The sequence below is a fragment of the Bartonella queenslandensis genome (assembly GCF_018155095.1).
Classification (GTDB): domain Bacteria; phylum Pseudomonadota; class Alphaproteobacteria; order Rhizobiales; family Rhizobiaceae; genus Bartonella; species Bartonella queenslandensis_B.
On the sequence record NZ_NAAI01000006.1, the window covers coordinates 17,788 to 41,072 of the forward strand.

Consider the following 23,285-nt stretch of genomic DNA (forward strand, 5'->3'; position numbering starts at 1 on the left):
AAAGATCGTATTATGGGATACTCTCTTCCATCTTTTATGAAGCATAAAGGGGGGCTCCTATAAGTTCCATACGCTTCATAGGAGCATTATACCACGACATCAGCTCCATACCACACACCAGCCCATCCCCACGCACCAATCCCGCACCACGCACCAACTCCATCACGAAATAGGCTTGAAAGCACAAGGTCTCTTCTCTACTGCTTTCTGTAAATTTAGAAAATCGTAAAAGCGTGAATCTGTAAAACAAACCTTAAGAATGTGCACTTTAGCCCCCATACCACACACCAACCTCGCACCACGCAACACCCCCCGTACTACACACCACCCCCTATACGACAGACACCATACCTCTATCCTCAAAACAACCGCAATAAACCACGCTTATTGTGCATCAACCCACCCCCTGCCTCCACCAACAAAATTCTATCAAAAATACAAAACAAGATCTCAAAGCCAACATAAACCATCTACCAAGGAAAAACACCAGCACAAACAACCCACTTTCTCTTTCAACACAACTTACTTTTTCGCACCATAGCTCCTTTTCTCAAAAGAGCAAAAAAATGATGACACGCAAAGCAACCTTTATTGGAAAATTTTTACGAGACACCAGCAATGAACTGCCACTTCTCACCCCCCGTACCACACACCAACCTCGCATCACGCACCACCCCGTACCACGCACCAACTCCATCACGAAATAGACTTGAAAGCACAAGGTCTCTTCTCTACTGCTTTCTGTAAATTTGCAAAATCGTAAAAGCGTGAATCTGTAAAACAAACCTTAAGAATGTGCACTTTAAACCCCATACCACACACCAACCTCGCATCACGCACCACCCCGTACCCACGCACCAACTCCATCACGAAATAAGCTTGAAAGCACAATGTCTCTTCTCTACTGCTTTCTGTAAATTTGCAAAATCGTAAAAGCGTGAATCTGTAAAACAAACCATAAGAATATGCACTTTAAACCCCATACCACACACCAACCTCGCATCACGCACCACCCCGTACCCACGCACCAACTCCATCACGAAATAGGCTTGATAGCACAAGAGCTCTTCTCTACTTCTTTCTGTAAATTTGTAAAATCGTAAAAGCGTGAATCTGTAAAACAAACCATAAGAATATGCACTTTGCAAGAAAAATGACAGGTGTAGTAAGGAAAGCTGGGAAAAAGGCACAAATGAAAGGGATGAAATATGGCGTGCTGCTCGTGGAGACATCAAAGCTGTGATATATTGGGAGCTATAAGGATAGACGATTAGAGATGAAGGGGGATAGAACAAGGATAGAGGAAAGCTTCTTTTCCACGTGAAGGAAACCGCTTTCCAGAACAAGAACAAGAAGAAGAAAAGAAAGAGACAAAAAAAACGGGTCGAAAAGACCCGTTTCTTGATTATCTCTATGGAAAAGAGCTTAGAAATCCATTCCGCCCATTCCGCCCATTCCACCAGCCGGCATTGGAGGCATTGGAGCATCTTTCTTTGGCATTTCAGCAACCATTGCTTCTGTTGTGATCAGAAGACTTGCAATTGAAGCCGCATTCTGAAGAGCAGAACGCACCACCTTCACAGGATCAACAATTCCCAAAGCAATCAAATCACCAAATTCGCCCGTCGCGGTATTGTAACCAAATGTATCAGCATTATTTTCAAGCACTTTGCCCACAATAATCGCAGCTTCTTCACCAGCATTTGTTGCGATTTGGCGCGCTGGAGCTTGTAGAGCACGACGAACGATATTAATACCAGCTTCTTGGTCAGGATTACTTCCCTTAACGGTCAACGCACTTGCTGCACGCAACAATGCAGTACCACCACCAGCAACAATACCTTCTTCCACAGCAGCCCGCGTTGCATTCAACGCATCATCCACACGGTCTTTCTTTTCTTTCACTTCAACTTCAGTTGCACCACCCACACGGATAACAGCAACACCACCAGCGAGTTTAGCAAGTCTTTCTTGCAATTTTTCACGATCATAGTCAGAAGTTGTTTCTTCAATCTGAGCTTTAATCTGATTAACGCGTGCAGTAATTTCAGCCTTTTGTCCAGCACCATCAATAATTGTGGTGTTTTCTTTAGAAATATTCACTTTCTTAGCACGTCCAAGCATATCCAAAGTGACATTTTCAAGTTTAATGCCCACATCTTCAGAAATCACCTGTCCCGATGTCAAGATAGCGATATCTTCAAGCATTGCTTTACGACGATCACCAAACCCTGGTGCTTTTACAGCAGCAATTTTCAAACCACCACGCAACTTGTTGACCACGAGCGTTGCCAAAGCTTCACCTTCAACATCTTCAGCAATGATAAGAAGGGGTTTGCCAGACTGTACAACCGCTTCCAAAACAGGAAGTAAGGATTGCAAATTGGACAATTTCTTTTCGTGAATGAGAATGTAAGGATCATCAAGATCGGCAACCATTTTCTCAGCATTCGTGACAAAGTAAGGGGAAAGATAGCCACGGTCAAATTGCATTCCTTCCACGACTTCCAATTCGGTTTCAGCCGTTTTAGCTTCTTCCACAGTAATGACGCCTTCATTGCCGACTTTTTCCATGGCATCCGCGATCATTTTACCGATTTCAGCAGCACCATTGGCCGAAATGGTTCCAACTTGCGCAATTTCCGCTGAAGTTTGGATTTTTTTGGCTTTTTTGAAAAGATTAGCCACCACTTCATCCACAGCAGCATCAATTCCGCGTTTAAGATCCATAGGGTTCATGCCCGCAGCAACAGCTTTCACGCCTTCTTGTACGATAGCCTGTCCCAAAACAGTTGCCGTTGTTGTTCCATCCCCAGCAATATCATTGGTTTTAGAAGCAACTTCGCGCAACATTTGCGCACCCATATTTTCGAACTTATCTTCCAGTTCGATTTCCTTTGCAACGGATACACCATCTTTTGTGATACGTGGCGCACCGAATGATTTATCAATCACGACATTGCGCCCTTTAGGGCCGAGTGTCACCTTAACCGCATTAGCAAGGATGTCGACACCGCGCAACAAACGCTCACGGGCTTCACGGCCAAATTTGACTTCTTTAGCAGCCATTTAATTTCTCCTTGGAGTTTTTTCAAAATAGTACACAATGAAAAATTGAGCGTTCTTTAATTAGCCCATAATTCCCATAATGTCAGATTCTTTCATGATTAAGAGGTCTTCCCCATTAATCTTGACTTCAGTTCCAGACCATTTTCCAAACAAAATACGGTCTCCTGTTTTGACTTCTAAAGGCACGCGCTTTCCGTTATCATCGAGAGCGCCATTGCCCACAGCAATAACTTCACCTTCTTGTGGTTTTTCTTTTGCTGTATCTGGAATGATAATCCCACCAGCGGTTTTATTTTCAGATTCAACCCGACGAACAACGACACGGTCGTGAAGTGGACGGAATTGTATATTAGCCATGTTTTAAATCCTTAAAACTGAACACAATTGCATTAATCTTAGAAAGTTCTTGCTAGCACTCTTAAGTCACGAGTGCTAACACTATGCAAGATATAAAATCGGCTTTTCTCAATGTCAAGGATAGCCATAAAATAATTTCTCTATAAATGAGACTTCAACGACTTGCTTCTTCTTGCACTTTCGCGTTATTTAGCTTTTTTAAGAACCCGTGAACAAAAAAGGATCTTATCATGGTTGAAACACGTCAGGAAACGGATAGCTTTGGAACGATTTCGGTACGCCAAGATCGTTATTGGGGAGCACAAACTGAACGTTCTCTGCATAATTTTAATATTGGCACAGAAAAGCAGCCCCTTACGATCATTTACGCTTTAAGCCTTATCAAGAAAGCGGCTGCTCTTGTGAATATGGACAAAGGCAAACTTTCTCCCAAGATTGGAAAAGCGATTGTCACTGCTGCCGATGAAGTTCTCTCTGGCGCCTTCGATACACATTTTCCGCTTTCTGTTTGGCAAACAGGCTCAGGGACCCAAAGCAATATGAATGTCAACGAAGTGATTGCCAACCATGCCAGCATGCTTTTGGGAGGAAAACTGGGAAGCAAAAAGCCCGTTCATCCTAATGACCATGTCAATATGAGTCAATCATCCAACGATTCCTTTCCCACGGCGCTTCACATTGCCACCACGCTGCAAACGCGCCAACATCTTTTTCCTATTCTTGACGCCCTTATTACCACTTTCAAGAAAAAAGAAGAAGAATTTGCCGACATCATCAAAATCGGACGCACCCATACGCAAGATGCCACGCCCTTAACGCTTGCCCAAGAATTTTCAGGCTATCGAGTCGCCTTAGAAGCTAATCGTCATCGAATTGAAACAGCCCTTTCTGATGTTCAAATGCTTGCCCAAGGTGGAACAGCTGTTGGAACGGGTCTCAACGCCCCGAAAGGTTTTGACGTTGCCTTTGCGGAAACAATCAGCGCCCTCACAGGCATATCCTTTAAAACGGCGCACAATAAATTTGAAGCACTTGCCCATCATGGTGCTCTTGCGCATTTTCATGGCAGTTTGAATGCCTTAGCTGCTGATCTCTTTAAAATTGCTAATGACATTCGGTTTTTAGGCTCCGGTCCCCGTTCCGGCTTAGGGGAACTCACCCTGCCTGAAAATGAACCGGGCTCTTCTATTATGCCTGGCAAGGTTAACCCCACCCAGTGTGAAGCTATGACCATGGTTGCAGCCCAAGTCTTTGGCAATCATACCAGCGTAACCTTTGCTGCAAGCCAAGGGCATTTTGAACTCAACGTCTATAAACCTGTTATTGGCTATAACGTTTTACAATCCATTACCCTTCTTGGTGATTGCATGCGTTCTTTTGATCTGCATTGCATTCAAGGATTACGCGCCAATCGTGTTCATATTCACGCGCTCATGGAGCGTTCACTCATGTTAGTCACAGCACTTGCCCCAGAAATTGGCTATGAAAAAGCCGCTGAAATTGCCAAAGCAGCGCACAAAAATGATACAACGCTGCGCACTGAAGCCCTCAAAGCAGGCGTTTCTGGAGAAGATTATGACCGGCTGGTTGATCCCAAAAAGATGATCGCGCCCCAATAAAAAATCCGATCAAAGAAGATGCAAACTTCTTAAACCTTATCCATCAAACATAATCGGGGCACCCACGCCTCGATTATATTGGATGATGATCCCCCCCAGTGTTTATTTTAAACGCTCACTCCCATTCCAACTCTTATAATTTGGCTATGAAAAAGCCGCTGAAATTACCAAAGCAGCGCACAAAAATGATACAACGCTGCACACTGAAGCCCTCAAAGCAGGCGTTTCTGGAGAAGATTATGACCGGCCGGTTGATCCCAAAAAGATGATCCCGCCCCAATAAAAAATCCGATAAAGAAGATGCAAACTTCTTAAACCTTATCCATCAAATATAATCGGGGCACCCACACCTCGATTATATTGGATGATGATTCCCCCCAGTGTTTATTTTAAACGCTCACTCCCATTCCAACTCTTATAATTTGGCTATGAAAAAGCCGCTGAAATTACCAAAGCAGCGCACAAAAATGATACAACGCTGCACACTGAAGCCCTCAAAGCAGGCGTTTCTGGAGAAGATTATGACCGGCCGGTTGATCCCAAAAAGATGATCGCACCCCAATAAAAAATCTAATCTTGAATGAGAGTCCTAAATACCGATAAGATTCTCTCATTTTAAATCCCTTTATGTTGCATCACAAAATCACCTGCTTGCTTATCATAAGCAAGCTAAGTGTATGGCGTAAAATTGTATAAGACAAGGATTCAAAAATGCCTCTCATGAACCGTCTCAAGAACGAAGGGGGCTCACAATATTTTAGAGCACGTTAGAGCAATCCCCAAGCGTGTGCCAAGTGTATGATAGTGCCGACTTGCTCTTTTATGATCCATAAAGATGAGCGTGCTCAATAGAAAAACAACGGTTGGAACAAAATGCAACACCTCGCAAAGCTTTGACGTTGCTTTTACTCAAAACAATCAGCGCCCTCACAGAGATATATCCTTGACAGTGCGTAATCAATTTGAAGCATTTGAGTCACTTGCCCATCATGGTGCTCTTGCGCATTACTCCCAAAAGCCTAAATCCATGCGCTGTTCTCTTTAAAATGACCAATGACATTCGGTTTTTAGCTCCAAACTGAGACGAACGAGAAGAATAGTTTATCATTGTACATGAATAAGAAATCTTCATAGAAGAATGCTCTCCCACGCCTCTCTTTATTATTCTTTTTATTGCCCCTTGTTATTTTTCATGCTTCCCCCTGCTTATTTCTCATATCCCCCCTTCTCATATCTTATTGAATCAATCCAAACGATGCGTTTGGATTATCGCAAGCAAACGTAGCCTATCGATAAAAAGAATTGAAAAAGAAAATTGTTCTTCTTCTCACCTCCCCAAGGCTATCGCCATATAAAGACATTCGCCATACAAAAGCACTCACAATATTAAAAACGGGCCAAGCATATGAGGAAACACCATGAACTTTTTTAACACGAGGCACATCCATATTATATTAAGCATCAACATAATCACCATTATGGATGATATAGTTATAACTAAATAATAAAAGATATTTTACACAAAATGTTTCTTTTAATAATTTAAAAGATTATTTATTACGCCATAATGTTTTATAAAACACAGAGAATATTTAAGGAAATAAATCCCCAAAAAAATCATGAGAACTAAGAATTATATGGGAAATAAGCAAGACAAACATGTTTCAAAAAAGCTTAGCTCATGAAAAATTATAGATTTTTAGAGTGTTTTATTTTTCATAATGATAATTATATATAGATTTTTTTAACCAATTCATGCATAATAAGTTACGTTATTGAAATAAATTGGGGACGTTTTTATGAATAAAAAATGTTTAATTGCACTATCTCTTTTCACTTTTATGGCCACTTCAACAGCGCAAGCAGCCGATACGGTCATCTCTCAGCAATCAAAACCACATGTTTCAGCGCCAGGTGGTTTATCAGCGCGGATCTCGCCGGTTAATGTTCCAGTACCTTTTTCTTGGTCTGGTTTTTATTTTGGTGGACAAATTGGACATCTTTCCAGTAAAAGCACTTTAAATTACCCACCAGAAGCGCGAGACGGAAAATGGGCTTTGGTCGATAGAGATTTATCACCAGAACTAAAAGGATTTGTCGCCGGTTTTTATGCAGGTTCTAATATTGATTTAGGAAATAACCTTGTTGTCAGTTTTGATACGGATATGATCTGGTCGGGGAGGAAAAACACCCAAACAGACAATGGGAAAGAAATTCTCGATAAATTAGACTCTGTCAATGCTACCTTTCACGACGCTGGGATTCCTATTATAAAACCAGCCGCTCAGAATGAAACGATCCCCAACTATGGTGATATTATTGTCAGCAGTGTAACGTTGAAAGAAAAATGGGCTGGCGCTGCCCGCGCACGTATTGGTTTTGCTTCCCATCGCCTTATGCCTTATATTGCAGGGGGTGTTGCCTATACACAGATGCAATATATCTTATCACTTTTAACAAAATTGCAAGAAGATTCGACGGTATTTGCTTCTGGTGATGTATTCAATAAAACAAAAACAATGATTGGTTATACTGTGGGTGGTGGTTTTGACCTTGCCATGACCGATGACATTATCATGCGTACAGAATATCGTTATACAGATTTTTTTAAACAGAAATTTGCAAATGATGAACTTAAAATGAGCACCCAAACGCATAATTTTCGCCTTGGCGTCGCTTATAAATTCTAATATCTTTTAGAAAAAATGAAACATTAAAAAAGCCCTGTTAAAACAGGGTTTTTTTGTGATTCCACCCCTTAAAAAAACAAAAACTCTAAAAACCAGCACGCGACTATCAACAAAGGATCGTGAAAAAGTCCCACTTCTAGCAAGTTTCTATTCTCTCATTCTTTTAGAGGATACATTTGCAATAGCAAGAGCTTTACCATCACCCCATTGGTTCATTGGCGCTCTTATGAAATAAGGGGGAGCACTGATTTTTTTTTTAAGTAAATACGGATAATGTATATTAATTGCAGCGGATGATGATAGAGAAGATGATATGTGTTCATTTTTCAACCTCTTCTCCACGCCCTAAATAAAGCTTCTTCATTGATGAACAATCCGTTTTTTCAATGTTACTTCACCTCTCACCTTTATTTTTCTTAATAAGATCACTTTATAAACGAACAAGAATTGATTTTTTCGCTACATTTCAAAGAACAAAGATTTTAAACCCCATTTTACCCCCTACTTGCCCCCCCTAAAATCCGATATTGGTTTGTAAAGAAACGACAACTCTTGGGGCAGTTTTTTCTTGACTTCCCATTTCATAGGGCTTCACTTAACTTTTAAAACGCTATAGGCAAACCCTAACCTGAATATTCAATAGATACTGAAAAAAACACACTTGAATGTTTTAAAAAAAGCTCCCTTCTATCACCATACTTTTCAAGCGACGAGGTTTCAAACTGTTTTTATGCCAGAATGGAGCAAGGATATTACCGATTCTGTTTGTGTAATTTCTAAAACGAGAGAATTAATCTCATTTGGGGAGAATATGAAATTATAAAAACCCAAAAAACCATTTGTGAAACCCCTCTTCCATCCCACCTCTCTTCTTTCACTTCTACTTCAGCCATCAAAAGCCAAACACTGTCTTTTAACAAGCACTGTCTTTTAAAAAATAAAGATTACACATGGACCGCACGCTTTTGTTTTTTACCTGTTTGTGATCACACCCTTCATGTCATAGGAGACGCTCAAAACCAAACCACGCCTCCCTCAATACACTGGCTCATTCACGGGCTTATTCACGGGCTTATTCACGGGCTTATTTTTAAGCAACATTCAACCTGTAAACCCATTTCGCAACAGAAGCGATAAAGAATAAAATCTATTGTGCACCCTCTTTATACTTCATCAAAAAGCAGACAATATATTGATTTATATGGATAATTTAGCGTTATTCATATTGAGTTAGAATCCCGAATAACGTAAGATTCTCTCATTTCAAATCTGTTTATCATCAATCAATTAAAATCACTTGCTTGCACACCACAAGCGGGACTGGCGTATAGGTAAAAATTGTATAAGAAAGGATTAAAAAATGGCTCTTATGAACCGTCTTCATGCAAGATCTGTTGCAACACCCACAGGGCGGCAAATAGTGTGATGGCGCCGGTTTGTTACTCCATAAGCGTAAAAATGGAGGTGCTCAATGGCTTTATCATTATACCATTCATGGACGTCGTCGCGAAATGGGATTGGATACCTTAAGAAACGTTTCTTTAAAAAAAGCACGTGAATGTGCAAATCAATGGCGTTCTGTTTTACATGAAGGTCGTGCCCCCATTAAAGAGCGTGAGAAACAAAAACGTGAGTCAAAAAGCAAACACACCCCATCACACACTTTTCTCCCCTCATGATACCCTCACTCTTAATAAGATTCATAAAAAGGCATGCTTTTTTTATACAATTTTACACCACGCAAACGCCTCCTGCTTGCAATGCGCAAGAAACATGGGTTTAGTTGATTGACGATAAACAGATATGAAATTAAGAGAATCCTACGATATTCGAGGTCATTTATTCACGAGGAAAATTAAAGAGCGCTCTTTATACACCAATGTCTTATAAATCCTAGGGTTTTATAAATCCCAAGATTTTTAAATTAACGTGATGTGACACAACAGGATAAAGGGAAATACTCATGAAGTGGTGCGGGTGGTCGGACTCGAACCGACACTCCTTTCGGAACCAGATTTTGAGTCTGGCGCGTCTACCAGTTCCACCACACCCGCACTTGTGTTATAAAAGACAGACTTGTCGATTATTCCTCTGCACTATATGAAGAAGAACAGATTCGTCAACACCAGACTTCTTCTTTTTTAAGAATTCCCATCATTTTCTTCTCTGTTTTATGGAATATTTTCTTTATCGGGTTTATAGCAATCTTATTTGTAAAGTTTTTACCTCTTAAATTTATAAAAAACGCATGATATTAAACAAACTAAAGCTTTGGACGATTTCTTTAGCAAATCGGCGTACAGCACCACACTGGCTTGGTTTTATTGCCTTTATTGAAAGTTCTTTTTTTCCAATTCCCGTAGATGTTTTATATATCCCGCTGCTGCTTATCCGTAAAAAGCATGTTTATCGCTATGCTTTAATTGCAACGATCTGTTCCGTTTTAGGAGGCATTGCCGGTTGGTTTATCGGACATTTTGCCTATGACACCCTCGCCAAACCCATTTTAGAATTTTACGGTAAAGTTGAAAGTTTTGAATCTCTAAAAAACAGTGCAACCCTGCAATTTCTGATTATTTTACTGATAACATCAGGCTTTTTTCATCTTCCCCCCATCAAAATTGTCACAATTTTGGCTGGTGTCATGAGTATACGTCTTGAACTTTTCATTCTCGTTTGTATTTTTTCCAGAGGCGCTCGTTTTTATCTTCTCGCATGGCTGATTAAACATTTTGGACAAAAAACAATGAATTTTCTACGACAGCATTTCAAATGGATTGTCCTCATGGTGTGTGTTAGTCTCCTTTTAATTTATGGGATTTTTATTGCCTTTTTAAACCAGCAGCTTTTATAAGGAGCAACCCCAATGGCCTATGTTTTGTCTTCCCATTCGCTTTTAAAGAAACACCTTCATCTTGAACCCAGCAGAAAAGAACAAAGTTTATGGGCTTTTTTTCTCGCTTTTTGCTTGTCCGCTACCATAGGTATTGCCCTTGGCTTTGAACATCTTGGAGGATATCTTCCTTGCGATTTATGTCTTATCGAGCGTTTTCCCTATTACGGTGCCATACCCTTTTTGCTCTTAGCAGGTTTTGGGGCATGGTTTTTTCGCATGTCTTCTTGGATACAACTTTTATTTTTATGTGTTTTTGTCTTAATGAGCATCAGCCTTGTTTTAGCCATTTATCATGCAGGTGTTGAATATGGCTTTTGGACAGCTCCTCTCAGTTGTGGTTCAACCGCCGTACGCAAAGCCTCAGACGTTAACCAACTGCTTAACCAATTAAACAACATTCACCCTCCTTCTTGTTCTGAAGCACCCGTACGTTTTCTTTTTCTCTCATTTGCTGGTTGGAATGTCGTCTCAAGCCTATTTTTCACCCTTATAAGCCTCTATATTACTTCAAAAGGCATTCTTTCAGACCACAAAACATAACAATTCCTGTCTCCCACACACAGAGCATTGCTTGCTCTTAAAAACGCCTCATAGGGCATGGGGTCTCCACAAGCATACGACACGTTGATTTATAATGATAAATTATTCTTTTACAACTTAAATCATAACCCCGAATACTGTGAGATTTTCTCATTTCAAATCATCTCAGATATGAATCAATATCACTTTCTTACACGACATAAGCGCAGCTGATGTGGGGGTAAAAGTTGTACAAGAAAGAAATAAAAATGGCTTTTAATGAACGCTCTCAAGTGCCAAGGGCTATCGCAATATGGCAATTGGCAAAGTGTGTGATGATACTGGCTTGCTTCTCCATAAGCGTAAAAATGGAGGTGCTCAATGGCTTTATCGTTATACCATTCATCGTCGGCACCGTGAAATGGATGTGACGAGCGTTAAGACATGTTTCTTTTAAAAAGCCCGTGAATTGGCAGCTGGATAACGTTTTGTTTTGCCCCCATCACAAAACCTCCAGAGCACAAAAATTAACCCTTTAATACGGCAGCCTACAAACATCATCTCCTCATCAAACTTCCCTTTAACTTTTAAACAGATGAAACAATTTTTTGTTGTAAAATATCCCTGTATTTCTTTTTTCATACATTTGCAGATTTCATGTTGTTATCAATGTTTTCCTCTCCAAAGGGAAGCAAAACAAAAAAAGCAACGAATATTTGTATTTTATTGTTTTGCTTCTCTATACGCATAAGCAATATTTTGATAGAAGCAGGCGTAGAAAAGCGATGAGATAAAATGAGTGAGGGGACCAATAAATATTGAATGGTCAACCATGCCTGAGGATAAAAATACAGCACCTCCCTTGCTCACTCCTTTAGATATCTGTCACCTTGAAGCACCGCATATTGGGATGGAACATGATCATGCCGCATGGCGAGAGCATGAGAAATTGGGAGATTTAAATGCTCCTTACAAAAAACCCCCTCATATAAAACCTCGGCTTAAATCGGCACCTCGCATTAGACAAGTTTTTTGGTGTGATTTTCCTCATGATTCGATCTTACCGGAATTCTGGAAAAAACGTCCTGTTTTAGTGCTCTCTAAGAATGCAAAACTCTACGGTAATGTTACGGTTTTGCCATTTTCGACAAAATCGCAACCGAATAATCCTGCGGCTTATCCCCTACAATCTCCAATAGAACATAAAAAAGCATGGATTATCTGCAATTATGTGACAACAGTTTCGGTAAGCCGTCTTAGTTGTTCACGGAGCATTCCAAGGTTATCGGAAGAAGAATTTCATAAAGTTGTTTCTCTTATGCTTAAACATTTACCTCGTTTACACCATTGACTTTTTCAAAAAATAAGCGTATATAGATAAGCATATACGGCATCAGCAATGGTGGCCGCTTCCCCGTAAGGGGAGATAGGAACGAAGGAGTGGGAAACCGCTCCTTTCGTCATTGAGGTTCTCCCTTTGACTTAAGATATCCAACAATATCATAATCATCCTCACGCAAAAAAAGCAATAACAGACTGAAACAATGAAGAAGCTTATCCGATAGTAAGCAATGCATTGATTTATAATAATAAATCACTGTTTTGCATATTGAATGAGAGTCCCGAATAACGTAAGATTCTCTCATTTTAAATCTGTGTATGTTGAATCAATCACAACCATTCCTTTGCACGTCATAAGTGGATGAACCATGGGGGTAAAAACTGTGTAAGAAAGGATTAAAAATGGCTTTTAATGAACGCTCTCAAGTGCTAACGGCTGTCGCAACACTGGGAGCAAAGATATATGATGATCCGGCTTGCTCTTTTATGCAGCTTGAAAGTAAGAAAACTCAATGGAGTTTATATTATTGTATGAAGACTTGACCGTTCTACTCTTCTATATTCTTCACATATACTCTTCACGGACGCCCTTATGAAATAGGGTTTTGTCTCTTGAAAAAAGTCTCTTTTAAAGAATGATCTCAAATTCCAACGGTTATGATCGTCTTTTAAAGGCGTCAAATAAATAATACCGCAATCTTCGTTCCATATATTTTCAAGCTTCAATACATTGAGAAGACTCCATTGAAAACGCCCCTTTAGAAAAATAAAGCATATTTTCTCTCAATTCTTTCACGCGCCCCCTCTCGACTCCACTTTATAAATACCCCTACTTGATAAATCTTCCCACCTGATAAATGTTCTTGTACTTCCTTTATTTGCCAGCTTTATTTTCATGGCATCCCAACACTCTTTGTTTTGCAGCGCAACCTTTTTGCAATTTTTCAGTTTTTAACTTTTAGGTTGACTTTCCGTTTATTTTTCTTATTGTTTAGAATTATTCTAAAGTGCAAAGGAACAGAGAATGTTGAAATCGTTTTTTTCATTTGTACAGCGTAAAGCTCTGTTCTTTCGTTCAACACACAAACTAATGCTTCAAGCGCTCAAAGCAAAAGAGCAACATGCCGCGCTTTATTTAAAATATGCAAAAGCTCTAGAGCCTTATTCCTCTAGAGAAGCCGCGGTTTTTACCGCCATGGGGCTTCAAGAGCTTGAAAATTATAAGCAACTTTTGTGTCTTTCTTGCCATAATCGTGCCCACACTGCTAATGAACTGTGTGAGCAAACTTCTTTTGTAAAAAGCAAGGGGGGTCAACCTTCGCAGAAAAAAACAGCGGCAAATCAGCCCCTAAAAAAGCCCACGAAAGCACAAAAACAAACACTTTTGACATGGATTCAACCGGGTCTTGCAGGATTAATGGATGGCTCTGTCTCCACCCTTGCCCCCATTTTTGCCGCAGCTTTTGCCACAGGAGAAACGCATCAAACCTTTTTGATAGGGCTCTCAGCTTCTATTGGTGCGGGGCTTTCAATGGGTTTCACAGAAGCAGCCCATGATGATGGAAAATTATCAGGGCGTGGTTCACCATTGAAAAGAGGTCTTGCCAGCGGCATTATGACAACATTAGGGGGGTTAGGTCATACGCTTCCCTATTTGATCCACTCTTTTTACCTTGCAACAGTGATTGCCTGTATTATTGTTTTTTTCGAACTAGGCGCCATTGTTTGGATTCAGAACAAATACATGTCGACCCCTTTTTGGCGCGCCTCTTTACAGGTCATCATTGGGGGCGCTCTGGTTTTTGCCACTGGGATTCTTATCGGGAGTATTTAAAAAAACGCATACCCCATAATTTCGATCTCTCATGGATTGTCCCTTTTAGCGAAACATCAAATCATCATTGGCAATGCCCTTATTAAAAGTGCTCTTATGGTGCCTTAATATTTTTACCTGTAGAGAAATCTTACCTATAATAAATCATTGAGATCTCAAATACACGTTCTCCTTCATAGGCATAAGCCATCATTGATAATGCCATTTCTGAAAATTGCATTGGAAGTGCTTTGGAAGCTTATGAATCAACAAGAGATGATAAGCAAGCTCTGGGGACAACCTGTATCAAAAACCTTTATCGACTTGTTTTATGGATATCTTTTGTTAAAGTGCTCTTTTTTCTAGAACACATATTTCGGAAATACCTTGATCATGACGCATACTGAAACCAACGCCCCTCTCAACAACCAAGAAAATGGTGTTTCTTCTCACGCTTCACACCCTGTGACTTTATTTGTTCAACGTCTTGCACACGGACAAGGTTTAGAACTTCCTCACTACGCGACAGCGGGTTCTGCCGGTCTTGATCTCCGTGCAGCCCTTGGAGAAGAAGAAACTCTCGTTCTTGCGCCAGGGCAGCGAGCCCTTATTCCAACGGGCCTCATTTTTCATTTATCACCAGGGTATGAAGCACAAATACGTCCACGCTCTGGCTTAGCCTTAAAGCACGGCATCACGTGTCTCAACACCCCAGGAACGATTGATAGTGATTACCGTGGTGAAGTCAAAGTCCTTCTCATTAATTGTGGTCAGGAAGACTTTTCCATTCAACGGGGAATGCGTATTGCCCAAACAGTTATCGCCCCCGTATCCCAAGTCAATGTTTGCGCCATTGAACCAGAGCAAAAAGACAACCAAAACCATAACGAAAGCCGTGGAACAGGCGGTTTTGGTTCAACAGGGCATACTTAAATAGCTCTGAAAAATTTGCTTTTAAAGGAACACGGGCTCATTCACACGACTCTTTCACTTCTGGGATCCTTGATTTTTTTTGAGAGTCTTTGGGCTTTAAAGCGTAGGAGCATGCATAACGCCCATTGACGCCCAAGACTCCTTCGCTAGACATACCCCTAAAAAAGCTTGAGAGCAGCATCTTTTTTTCCTATCTCTTCTAAAAGCTTCACAATCCCGTTACTTTATCAATTCAGTGTCTTGCGTTTGAAACAATGCAACGTCCTTATATGGCTGTTTCTGCTGATCTTGATGACATACAGCCCTTGGAGAAGAAGGAACTCTCGTTCTTGCGCCAGAGCAGCGTGCCCTTATTCCAACACATCTTTCATTGATCACTTGGAGCTTTAAAACTTTTAAAGTACACATCCTTCTAGGCTTCTCATTCAGCCTCCTCCCTTCACATGCCACAACACCCTTCACATGCCACAACACCCTTGAAACGCCTCAATACCCTTGAAACGCCTCAATACCCCTGAAACGCCTCAATACCCCTGAAACGCCTCAATACCCCTGAAACGCCTCAATACCCCTGAAACGATTGACGATGATGATCCGGAAGACGCATCATCTTGATTGATAAGAATAATTCATTTCCTTGTAAAATAAGAGATCCAAATGTCATGAGATTTTCTCATTGCAAATCTGTTTGCCCCCATCAAAGCCAAGTCTCTTATCCGTAACAAGCGCTGCTGACCATGTAGATAAAAACTGAAAAAATGCTTCTTATGCCCCCCATGAGCCAAAGACTGTCACAACCTTGCACAATACATTGATTTATAATGATAATTCACTGTATTGTCTGATGAATAAGAGTACCTAATACCGTAAGATTTTCTCATTCCAAGCCCATTTATATTGAATCAACCCAAACCATTCGCTTGCACATCATAAGCAGAATGCCATCATTAATTTCACTCTATGACTGTGATAAAATTGCTTTATTTTCTTCAAAAAAGGCTTTTTTTATCACGGGTCCAAAGCTGTTCCAGAAGTTGCAGAAATATGAGGGTTTAAGGCATCGCTCGTTGTTTCTGCCTGCTGCCCCACCATGTTAGCGTCCGCTCTCTCAATAACACCGTCTGCCACACTAGGTCCCTCTGTCCCATCAGCTGTTTTATGATTAATCACACCTCTTGCATCAAGATTGGGAGAACTTTGCAATCCGACAAGACCGATTTTACGATATCCAGCCATACGTATTTGGTTTAACAAATCAATGACAATGCCATAATCAATTTCACTATCCGCTTTAATTAAAATTTTTGTCTCTAAATTTTGCTTAGTTTCCCTTAACAAAGTTTCTCTCAAAGCTGCTTGTTTTATAAGATGATCGGCAATGTAAAGAGAATGATCTTTTTGCAAAGTGACATACAAAGGCTCATCGGGTTGAACCGCAGAAGGTTCTTGCGTTATAGAAGGAAGCTGAACAGGAATAACAGATGTTGCCAGTGGTGCAGCAACCATAAAAACAATCAGCAACACCAACACAACATCAATAAAAGGCGTTACATTGATTTCGCTGTGCAACCCGCTTTCATCAGTATCCCAATCATCATTAAAGCTTGCTTTCATTTTGTATGACTTTTCTGTTGTTTTTGTCGATCAAGTTCACGGCTCAAGAGCCTTTCAAGAGCAGCAGCGATATCCCCTAAATCACTGCGATAGCCATTCAAAGCACGCATAAGACTATTATACATAACAACGGCGGGAATAGCTACAAAAAGCCCCATAGCCGTTGCGAATAAGGCTTCAGCAATTCCAGGAGCAACCACATCAAGCCGCGTTGTTTGAGATTGAGCAATTCCAATAAAAGAATTCATAATTCCCCAAACCGTTGCAAAAAGCCCCACAAAGGGTGCAATGGCACCAATGGTTGCAAGAACAGCGTTGCCATACGCAACACGCCGTGTCGCAGCCAGCAAGCAGCGCGACAAAAGTGAATGAACTCTTTCTTTTAAACCTTCATGAACATCGCGGATATAACCATCGCGAGAAGTACCTTCATATTGATCGTTTTCTTCATAAAAGAGAATATCTTCAAGTGTTTGTGCACTTTTTCTTGTATGAGCTCTCTCACCAAAGCTTTCACTTGTCCCTTCAGAAGTAACAAAATGAACCTGTTGTGTAGAAAGATAGACTTCCTTAAGAACCTCTTTGAGAAAAAACACCCCAGCTCCTTTGCTTTCTTTCAAGCTTGCTGCCAAACGCGTAAGAGTCTGAGCATTAAGAACCAATTGTAGTTCATGACGCACGCGTCGTTTTGCCAAAGTAATCTCAATAATTTTTACAAAAGCAATTGTCCAAGACATCAAAGAAGCAAGCAATAAAAGAATGATAACAGCTTTCACCACCCAATCAGCAGCCATAAACATAGAAAAAGGAGAAAAATCATGCGCTGTCAATACAGCAGAATGACTCTCTAAAGGGACAGTTTCAGATTCCATTTCTCTCTCACACTCTTGTGGTCTTAATCTTTTTGACGCAGCATACCATCCCGCCGCACAGCATCACTGTTCCGCAATGCACCTTTCCTTCAACGTCACTTTCACATTTCTCTTAAGAAAGAAAACTTGATAAATCAAGTATAGTTTTCTTCACTCAATTCTCTTTTATTCTAGGAAATTCATTCAAAAAAAATTTTATAATCCTTCAAAAAATTTATCTACCCCAACCGATTTACACCATAAATTTGGCAAAATGATAGACTTGTAAGAAATATCCCATATAATATTTTAATTTTTAAAAATAACACATTGATTTATAATAATAATTTATCATAACGGCTCTTGAATAAACCCAACAACACAGCTCCTTATACGGAATAATTTGTATGAAATAAGCAGCAAAGATGAAGTATTTTAAGAAAAGATATTGATCTTTTAAAAACTCAATTCTTTAAACTTCTCTTCTCACAATTAAACATATACCATACATCTTTAAAAAAGGACGATCGCACTCTTTTAAACAGATAAAGAATACAATGAGGCGTGTTCATTTGGCCCCTCCAATGCATAAGAGAAAAAGAACAAGCAATATTATTTTTCTTCTCTGCTTCAAAAATATAACAATAGTATAATTTCTCTTGTAAAATTTTTCCTGCAAAATCGCCAAAACCATATTTTTTGATTTGTCACAAGTCTTTAAAAAACCAGTTTCAACATACTTAACAAAACCGCCCCACGAGAAACTGAAGAATTAAGTTAATTTCAACAACGAGGGTCCTTTACCGACAAAATCCAATCTTATAAGCCCAATTACATCTTATAGACGAAATTATAGGTGAAATTTATTTTATCAAAAATAATTTTAAATTCGACAAAATGAAGGGAACCCCAAAAAGCTTTGAGCGTTACCCAAGCAGTAAAAATTTTCACTCCAATGCAAATGATTACGATGAACACACCAACAAAATATCAACACAGATATACAAGAGAGGGAAAAAACATCATGGCCAATAATAAAACAACACAAAAGAATAAAACAACCGCAGAAAAGGACCTACAAAATGAGCTCCAAGGACAGTTAGAAACGTTACGCCATGAAATTTCAGATATGACCTCAGCACTGACAGATCTTGGTGCCAAAAAATTCAATGCCGCCAAAGATAAAGCAGAAAAGCTGTACCACTCCGCGAAAGAGAGCAGTGAAGACATCATGTCTCAGGCAAAAGATAAAATCAGTGAACTTGAACAAACCATGAATCAATGCGTTCGCAAAAATCCTGGTAAAAGTGTTTTGTTTGCGGCAGGTGTTGGTTTTATTCTTTCTCAATTATTGCGTCGTTAAACAATGCATAAATTTATCGCACCTCTTTTAAACCATCTTGTCGGTGGAGGACTTAAAAGCAGAGTCAAGCAAGTGCGCCTTCAAGCCATTTGCTGTGGGTTTATTGGTATTTCATTTTTTATGGCTTTGCTTTTTTTATGTGTTATCGGTTTTCTTTCGTTATGTACTGTTGTAAAGCCTCTTACCGCCGCCAGTATCATGTTTTTAATTTGGCTTTTTCTTGGGTTCTTAAGTCTTATTATCAATCGGGTTCTTAAGGCTTATCAACGCTATGACCAACAAAAAAAGACCGCAGAACAACGCCACAAATTGATGACAGATGCAACCGTTTCCAGCCTTACCGTTCTCAGTCAACATCTTCCTTTTGCCAAATTGAGTGTCCCCATTCTCGGACTAGCAACTTATTTTCTGTGGAAAAAAGATAAAAAAGACCGCTTTTCAGATGAAAATATGTGAGACTATGACTCTAATCCCCCCCAAGTGCTTTCTTTTATTGTAAAAGAAAGCACTTTTTGGTCATTTTTTTAATTTCTTCAAGGGCTTAAGAAGAAATTCCCTTCATTTTGGCTAAAAATTCCATAGAGCCTATCAAATCCCTTTCGGATTGCAATCCATGTTTCATGAACATAGTAACATTAGGCAAAGCTTGTGCTAAAAGTTCTGGTTTGATTTGAAGCGATTTACTGTTTTTTGAAGGTAATGTATTTTCAGTTTTGCCTTTTTCTATTTTTTCATAAGCTATTTTTGTCTTTTCGATTTTCTCTATATTTTGATTATTTTCGTTAGAGTTTAAACATTCACTTTCGTTACAGTTACTAATTAGATTAGAGGTTGTATATTCTATATGCATTTCGTCAGCAAAATGCCTGTATTTTGTTTTTGATGTTTTTTGCTTAAAAAAGCCCTCTAAAATCCACTGAAAAAGATCTATTGCCTTATGCAATTTTTCCACTGAAGCTTTGACTGGGCGACCAATAATATGAATAATTTTTTGCATTCTAGAAAAAAGCAAGGATGTAAATGGAGTAGATTCAATTGATGCGTAAGAAGCTTTAATTTGTCGCACCAACCCCTAAAAAAATGCAAAACATCCTTTTGTTTGCTCTTAGCCTCTAGAACTTCATTAATTTTTTGTTTAAGTTCGTCGTATCGAGCAACAAGAATACGTAAATCAATCCCACAAGCTGTTATAATTCCATGACTACGGCTTCGCGATGAATAGCGTTTAAAATTACCAGAATCCCGCATGACAATAAGACCACAATCATAAAGACGTGAAAGCAATATACTCACGCGTGATTCACTACGGCAAATTTCATTACCAAGACAGTAATTGCTTTTAAAAACGATAGGAACTCCACCTTTTTCAAATGAAGACGTCGAAGCTGTATTCAATAAAGGCAAGAGAAGTTTTGCTTCTGTCTCTCGTATAAAACCAGCCATCTCTAATTTTCTAGCCAGTCCAATTAATTGCCCCCGACTCACGGAACCAATTTCAGCAGTTTCAGCTAATTTTCTATATTCTATATGATGTTCACTTAACTTTCTTCCAGAAATTTTATTAACCATAATTGTTGCAACCTCTCTATAAGAGGCAAAAAAATGTAAAAAACACCCTTTTTCTACAAAATTTCTCTTGCAGAATGCATCACGATAAATTAAATTAGAAGAAATTTTTAGGATTTAATTCACCGTATAGGTATTTTAGAAACCCTTCTGTTGTCGCAGTTGGGTTTTTATTTTTCTGTCATTGTGTTTTCCCTCTATTTGAGTAGACTCACGACATTACACAATAAGTCAAAGTGCAACTGTACTGAAAAGAATAAAAATTTTAACATAGTTAAAATTAGGTTTCCGTATCTCTATTTTTCAATCCAGTATCGTTTGTGAAAAGAACACGCATGCCGTAAAAACAAAATTTGGATTGATAAGATACCAAGCTCTATGTTTTTGTTTAGCAATAATACCAGCTTTTTCTAACTCAGCTACACCACATAAAAAGGTTGTTTATGATAATGCCAGTTTCTTATCTTGAGACGCAAGAAACATTTTCAAAACAGCTTTATCCAAAACTACTGTATCAGTGCAAATTAATCTGCTCCGGAGTATCCAAACCAAAACTAAAAAACTTTTATTCCTGCTGCTTTGAGCTCAAACATGAGCGCAACATTAATAATGATCTTCTCTTCTGAGTCCTTATTGCCATCCATGAAAGGACACTGATCGTACCTAACGGTTTGCTTTCTTGGTTTAGTTGATATACTAACGGTCATTTGTGCTAACTTAATTGCCATATATAAAAAAGTTTTCTTTGATATAAGAAATGATTATTCGGTTATTGCCAAATTTATTTTTATATTTTTATGAAAAAAAATATTTCCGTAGGCAGATGGATATTCAAATGAAAGAAATTAAGTTGCGACAGAAATGGTATTCTCCATATAAAAATCCTTTCCTCAATGAACTTGAAATTTGTACTGGTAATCAGGTTATTAAACACATATTATCAAGCAAAAACTGATAAATCCAGATACTGACGAAATAATTGATCTACCTACAATTCACGTAATTGAGAAAGAAGATGAAAAAAATTTCATAAAGGTATTTACTGCCGAGATTCAAGCAATCTTTGATCTATCTCGCACTGAGTATAGGGCTCTTGTCTTAGCTTTGCAAACATATCATACCAATAAAGGAAACCATGACGGGAGCCTCACTCTTGTCTAGTATGAGGGAGGAGTTAATGAACAAAAACTGGATATAACCGATAGAACATTTTATAGTGGTTAAAAAAACTCACAAACAAAGGGATTTTAAAACTAAACTCACCTAATCAATATTGGGTTAATCCAATTCTATTATTCAAAGGAGATAAAATAGAACTATCTTCTACCAAATCAGATATTTCATCTAATGAATATCAAACAGATCTCGAAGATTTTACAAAAATATGACTTGTATCGCTTATCATTATATGCATATATCGCTTATCATTATATGCATATTGTGAGACTTAATCAATCATAATATTAGAGGGGGGATATTGATGACAACAATACAGATAGGTAAAAAGGGATTGTTCCTTTTTCTTTTATGGCTTCGTGCTCCATTAAGATTAATACTAAGCGTTATAACAATTATAGGGTTTGTAGGATTTACTATAATTCCTATTATGGCATTATTAATAGGTTGGTCAATATCATTAACCTATCCTATGATTCTGTTGTTTATGACAAGTTTTGGATCTTTTCTTCTCATGTTTTATTATGAGAGACTTATAAGATATTTACAATAATTATTAACGCATTCTTGCATTCACAATACTCATTAAAAAACGAGCAATCATGATCACTGAACATGTATTTTGATACAATAAAGAACTACTTTGTGTATTGGACAATACTATTAATACCTATGATATTTAAAGAGGGATAAAATGCAAAAACTGATTTTAATATGTATGGCTATATTAACTATAGGATTAAGCCTTACGGGCTGTGGTAAAAGTGAAGAGGAAAAACGTCAAGCACAACAAGAAGAACAAGCTAAAAAGTTTTTTGAGACAAAATCGCCAGATACAGATCGGGGACATGCATTTTAAAAAAACGCCCTATGACAATAAAATATGAGTACGAACTCTAACTAAAGAAGTTACTATCTCTTTCTTAAAAAGAAAACCATAGCTTCTTTAGTTTTTATCTATTGTAGATTCTGCTCCAGAAATTGTATTTTCAGAAATATTATCTGTTTTAAATTCACCGGACTGAGCTTTATTACCAGTATAAAATTGGATATCGTTATATTCTAGTGGTGTAGGTGGAGAATTAAGACTAAGATCTGTTTTAAATTCACCGGACTGAAATTTATTACCACTATAAAATTGGATATCGTTATATTCTGGTGGTGTAGGTGGAGAATTAAGACTAAGGTCTGTTTTAAATTCACCGGACTGAGATTTATTACCAGTATAAAATTGGATATCGTTATATTCTGGTGGTGTAGGTGGAGAATTAAGACTAAGGTCTGTTTTAAATTCACCGGACTGAGATTTATTACCAGTATAAAATTGGATATCGTTATATTCCGGTGGTGTCGGTGGAGAATTAAGACTAAGATTTGCTGCATTTTCCATTCCTGGAATACAAAAAGAAGCCATATGTCCAGCACCTTTTAAAGTCATATCAGCAAAATCTCTCATGTTTGGAAAATAAGAATCTTAC

At 38.7% G+C, this 23,285-nt stretch carries 23 protein-coding genes, 1 tRNA gene and 3 pseudogenes; 15 read left to right on the forward strand and 12 right to left on the reverse strand.

The features are described from left to right. Positions 1–34: 34 nt before the first annotated feature. A complete protein-coding gene (locus tag B5V81_RS09040) occupies positions 35–163 on the reverse strand; it encodes a hypothetical protein (RefSeq protein WP_280528002.1) in 129 nt (42 codons plus the stop codon). Positions 164–566: 403 nt separating this feature from the next. On the opposite strand from B5V81_RS09040, the gene B5V81_RS05190 reads away from it, so the two are divergent. Beyond that, positions 567–707 (forward strand): hypothetical protein, encoded by a 141-nt coding sequence (locus tag B5V81_RS05190; RefSeq protein ID WP_212112427.1) that lies wholly within the window; start codon positions 567–569, stop codon positions 705–707. On the opposite strand, the gene B5V81_RS05195 is transcribed toward B5V81_RS05190, so the two are convergent. The 4 genes from B5V81_RS05195 to groES form a co-directional block, all read right to left on the reverse strand. Then, positions 697–867: a hypothetical protein gene (locus B5V81_RS05195; protein WP_212112428.1), complete on the reverse strand. Its 171-nt coding sequence runs from the start codon at positions 865–867 to the stop codon at positions 697–699. The two genes, B5V81_RS05190 and B5V81_RS05195, sit on opposite strands and share 11 nt — an antisense overlap. Beyond that, positions 867–1,037: a hypothetical protein gene (locus B5V81_RS05200; protein ID WP_212112429.1), complete on the reverse strand. Its 171-nt coding sequence runs from the start codon at positions 1,035–1,037 to the stop codon at positions 867–869. Before B5V81_RS05200 ends, B5V81_RS05195 begins: the two co-directional genes overlap by 1 nt. A 388-nt stretch (positions 1,038–1,425) precedes the next feature. Further along, a complete protein-coding gene (groL, locus tag B5V81_RS05205) occupies positions 1,426–3,069 on the reverse strand; it encodes a chaperonin GroEL (RefSeq protein WP_039758355.1) in 1,644 nt (547 codons plus the stop codon). A gap of 60 nt (positions 3,070–3,129) precedes the next feature. Then, positions 3,130–3,426 carry a co-chaperone GroES gene (gene groES, locus B5V81_RS05210; protein WP_005774667.1) on the reverse strand — a complete coding sequence of 99 codons (297 nt, stop codon included), beginning with the start codon at positions 3,424–3,426 and terminating at the stop codon, positions 3,130–3,132. Between the two features lie 230 nt (positions 3,427–3,656). On the opposite strand from groES, the gene fumC reads away from it, so the two are divergent. The 5 genes and pseudogenes from fumC to B5V81_RS05235 all read left to right on the forward strand — a co-directional run. After that, the gene (fumC, locus tag B5V81_RS05215; RefSeq protein ID WP_212112430.1) at positions 3,657–5,045 is read left to right on the forward strand and encodes a class II fumarate hydratase; all 1,389 of its coding nucleotides are present in this window, start codon (positions 3,657–3,659) and stop codon (positions 5,043–5,045) included. A 154-nt stretch (positions 5,046–5,199) separates the two neighbouring features. Beyond that, positions 5,200–5,328, forward strand: a pseudogene (locus tag B5V81_RS05220) (hypothetical protein); the annotation flags it as partial. Positions 5,329–5,469: 141 nt separating this feature from the next. Next, positions 5,470–5,610 (forward strand): annotated as a pseudogene (locus tag B5V81_RS05225) (hypothetical protein); the annotation flags it as partial. Positions 5,611–6,844: 1,234 nt separating this feature from the next. Beyond that, positions 6,845–7,735 (forward strand): outer membrane protein, encoded by an 891-nt coding sequence (locus B5V81_RS05230; protein ID WP_212112431.1) that lies wholly within the window; start codon positions 6,845–6,847, stop codon positions 7,733–7,735. Positions 7,736–9,095: 1,360 nt separating this feature from the next. Next, positions 9,096–9,372: pseudogene (locus B5V81_RS05235) on the forward strand (Arm DNA-binding domain-containing protein); the annotation flags it as partial. 332 nt (positions 9,373–9,704) lie between these two features. Here the strand turns inward: B5V81_RS05235 and B5V81_RS05240 are convergent. Beyond that, positions 9,705–9,789: transfer RNA gene (locus B5V81_RS05240), tRNA-Leu, on the reverse strand. A gap of 194 nt (positions 9,790–9,983) precedes the next feature. On the opposite strand from B5V81_RS05240, the gene B5V81_RS05245 reads away from it, so the two are divergent. From B5V81_RS05245 to dut, 6 genes are all read left to right on the forward strand, one after another. Further along, on the forward strand, positions 9,984–10,589 hold the full coding sequence (locus tag B5V81_RS05245; protein WP_212112432.1) for a YqaA family protein: 606 nt from the start codon (positions 9,984–9,986) through the stop codon (positions 10,587–10,589). Positions 10,590–10,601: 12 nt separating this feature from the next. Further along, on the forward strand, positions 10,602–11,171 hold the full coding sequence (locus tag B5V81_RS05250) for a disulfide bond formation protein B (RefSeq protein WP_212112433.1): 570 nt from the start codon (positions 10,602–10,604) through the stop codon (positions 11,169–11,171). 292 nt (positions 11,172–11,463) lie between these two features. Then, on the forward strand, positions 11,464–11,607 hold the full coding sequence (locus B5V81_RS05255) for a DUF4102 domain-containing protein (protein WP_212112602.1): 144 nt from the start codon (positions 11,464–11,466) through the stop codon (positions 11,605–11,607). 375 nt (positions 11,608–11,982) lie between these two features. Next, the gene (locus B5V81_RS05260; RefSeq protein WP_212112584.1) at positions 11,983–12,501 is read left to right on the forward strand and encodes a type II toxin-antitoxin system PemK/MazF family toxin; all 519 of its coding nucleotides are present in this window, start codon (positions 11,983–11,985) and stop codon (positions 12,499–12,501) included. Positions 12,502–13,515: 1,014 nt separating this feature from the next. Further along, entirely contained in the window at positions 13,516–14,325 is an 810-nt protein-coding gene (locus tag B5V81_RS05265; protein WP_212112434.1) for a VIT1/CCC1 transporter family protein, read from the forward strand. A gap of 372 nt (positions 14,326–14,697) precedes the next feature. Continuing rightward, positions 14,698–15,237, forward strand: coding sequence for a dUTP diphosphatase (gene dut, locus B5V81_RS05270; protein WP_212112435.1), 540 nt, complete (start codon positions 14,698–14,700; stop codon positions 15,235–15,237). A 1,008-nt stretch (positions 15,238–16,245) separates the two neighbouring features. Here the strand turns inward: dut and B5V81_RS05275 are convergent. Both B5V81_RS05275 and B5V81_RS05280 read right to left on the reverse strand, forming a co-directional pair. Beyond that, positions 16,246–16,851 carry a biopolymer transporter ExbD gene (locus tag B5V81_RS05275; RefSeq protein ID WP_212112436.1) on the reverse strand — a complete coding sequence of 202 codons (606 nt, stop codon included), beginning with the start codon at positions 16,849–16,851 and terminating at the stop codon, positions 16,246–16,248. After that, on the reverse strand, positions 16,848–17,723 hold the full coding sequence (locus tag B5V81_RS05280) for a MotA/TolQ/ExbB proton channel family protein (protein WP_212112437.1): 876 nt from the start codon (positions 17,721–17,723) through the stop codon (positions 16,848–16,850). Before B5V81_RS05280 ends, B5V81_RS05275 begins: the two co-directional genes overlap by 4 nt. 1,003 nt (positions 17,724–18,726) lie before the next feature. Here B5V81_RS05280 and B5V81_RS05285 point away from each other — a divergent pair. Beyond that, on the forward strand, positions 18,727–19,065 hold the full coding sequence (locus B5V81_RS05285) for an ElaB/YgaM/YqjD family protein (RefSeq protein WP_212112438.1): 339 nt from the start codon (positions 18,727–18,729) through the stop codon (positions 19,063–19,065). A gap of 3 nt (positions 19,066–19,068) precedes the next feature. Then, complete coding sequence (locus B5V81_RS05290; RefSeq protein WP_212112439.1) at positions 19,069–19,521, forward strand: hypothetical protein; 453 nt, start codon at positions 19,069–19,071, stop codon at positions 19,519–19,521. Between the two features lie 85 nt (positions 19,522–19,606). Here B5V81_RS05290 and B5V81_RS08830 read toward each other — a convergent pair whose 3' ends face one another. The 3 genes from B5V81_RS08830 to B5V81_RS08840 form a co-directional block, all read right to left on the reverse strand. Then, the gene (locus B5V81_RS08830; protein ID WP_244979391.1) at positions 19,607–20,017 is read right to left on the reverse strand and encodes a hypothetical protein; all 411 of its coding nucleotides are present in this window, start codon (positions 20,015–20,017) and stop codon (positions 19,607–19,609) included. After that, positions 19,993–20,634, reverse strand: coding sequence for a helix-turn-helix domain-containing protein (locus B5V81_RS08835; RefSeq protein WP_244979392.1), 642 nt, complete (start codon positions 20,632–20,634; stop codon positions 19,993–19,995). The genes B5V81_RS08830 and B5V81_RS08835 overlap by 25 nt, the downstream gene beginning before the upstream one ends. Before the next feature lie 551 nt (positions 20,635–21,185). Then, positions 21,186–21,359, reverse strand: a complete 174-nt coding sequence (locus B5V81_RS08840; RefSeq protein ID WP_244979393.1) for a hypothetical protein — start codon at positions 21,357–21,359, stop codon at positions 21,186–21,188. A gap of 1,142 nt (positions 21,360–22,501) precedes the next feature. On the opposite strand from B5V81_RS08840, the gene B5V81_RS05305 reads away from it, so the two are divergent. Then, a complete protein-coding gene (locus tag B5V81_RS05305) occupies positions 22,502–22,666 on the forward strand; it encodes a hypothetical protein (RefSeq protein ID WP_212112440.1) in 165 nt (54 codons plus the stop codon). An 87-nt stretch (positions 22,667–22,753) separates the two neighbouring features. On the opposite strand, the gene B5V81_RS05310 is transcribed toward B5V81_RS05305, so the two are convergent. Beyond that, the gene (locus B5V81_RS05310; RefSeq protein ID WP_212112441.1) at positions 22,754–23,221 is read right to left on the reverse strand and encodes a hypothetical protein; all 468 of its coding nucleotides are present in this window, start codon (positions 23,219–23,221) and stop codon (positions 22,754–22,756) included. Positions 23,222–23,285 lie beyond the last annotated feature (64 nt).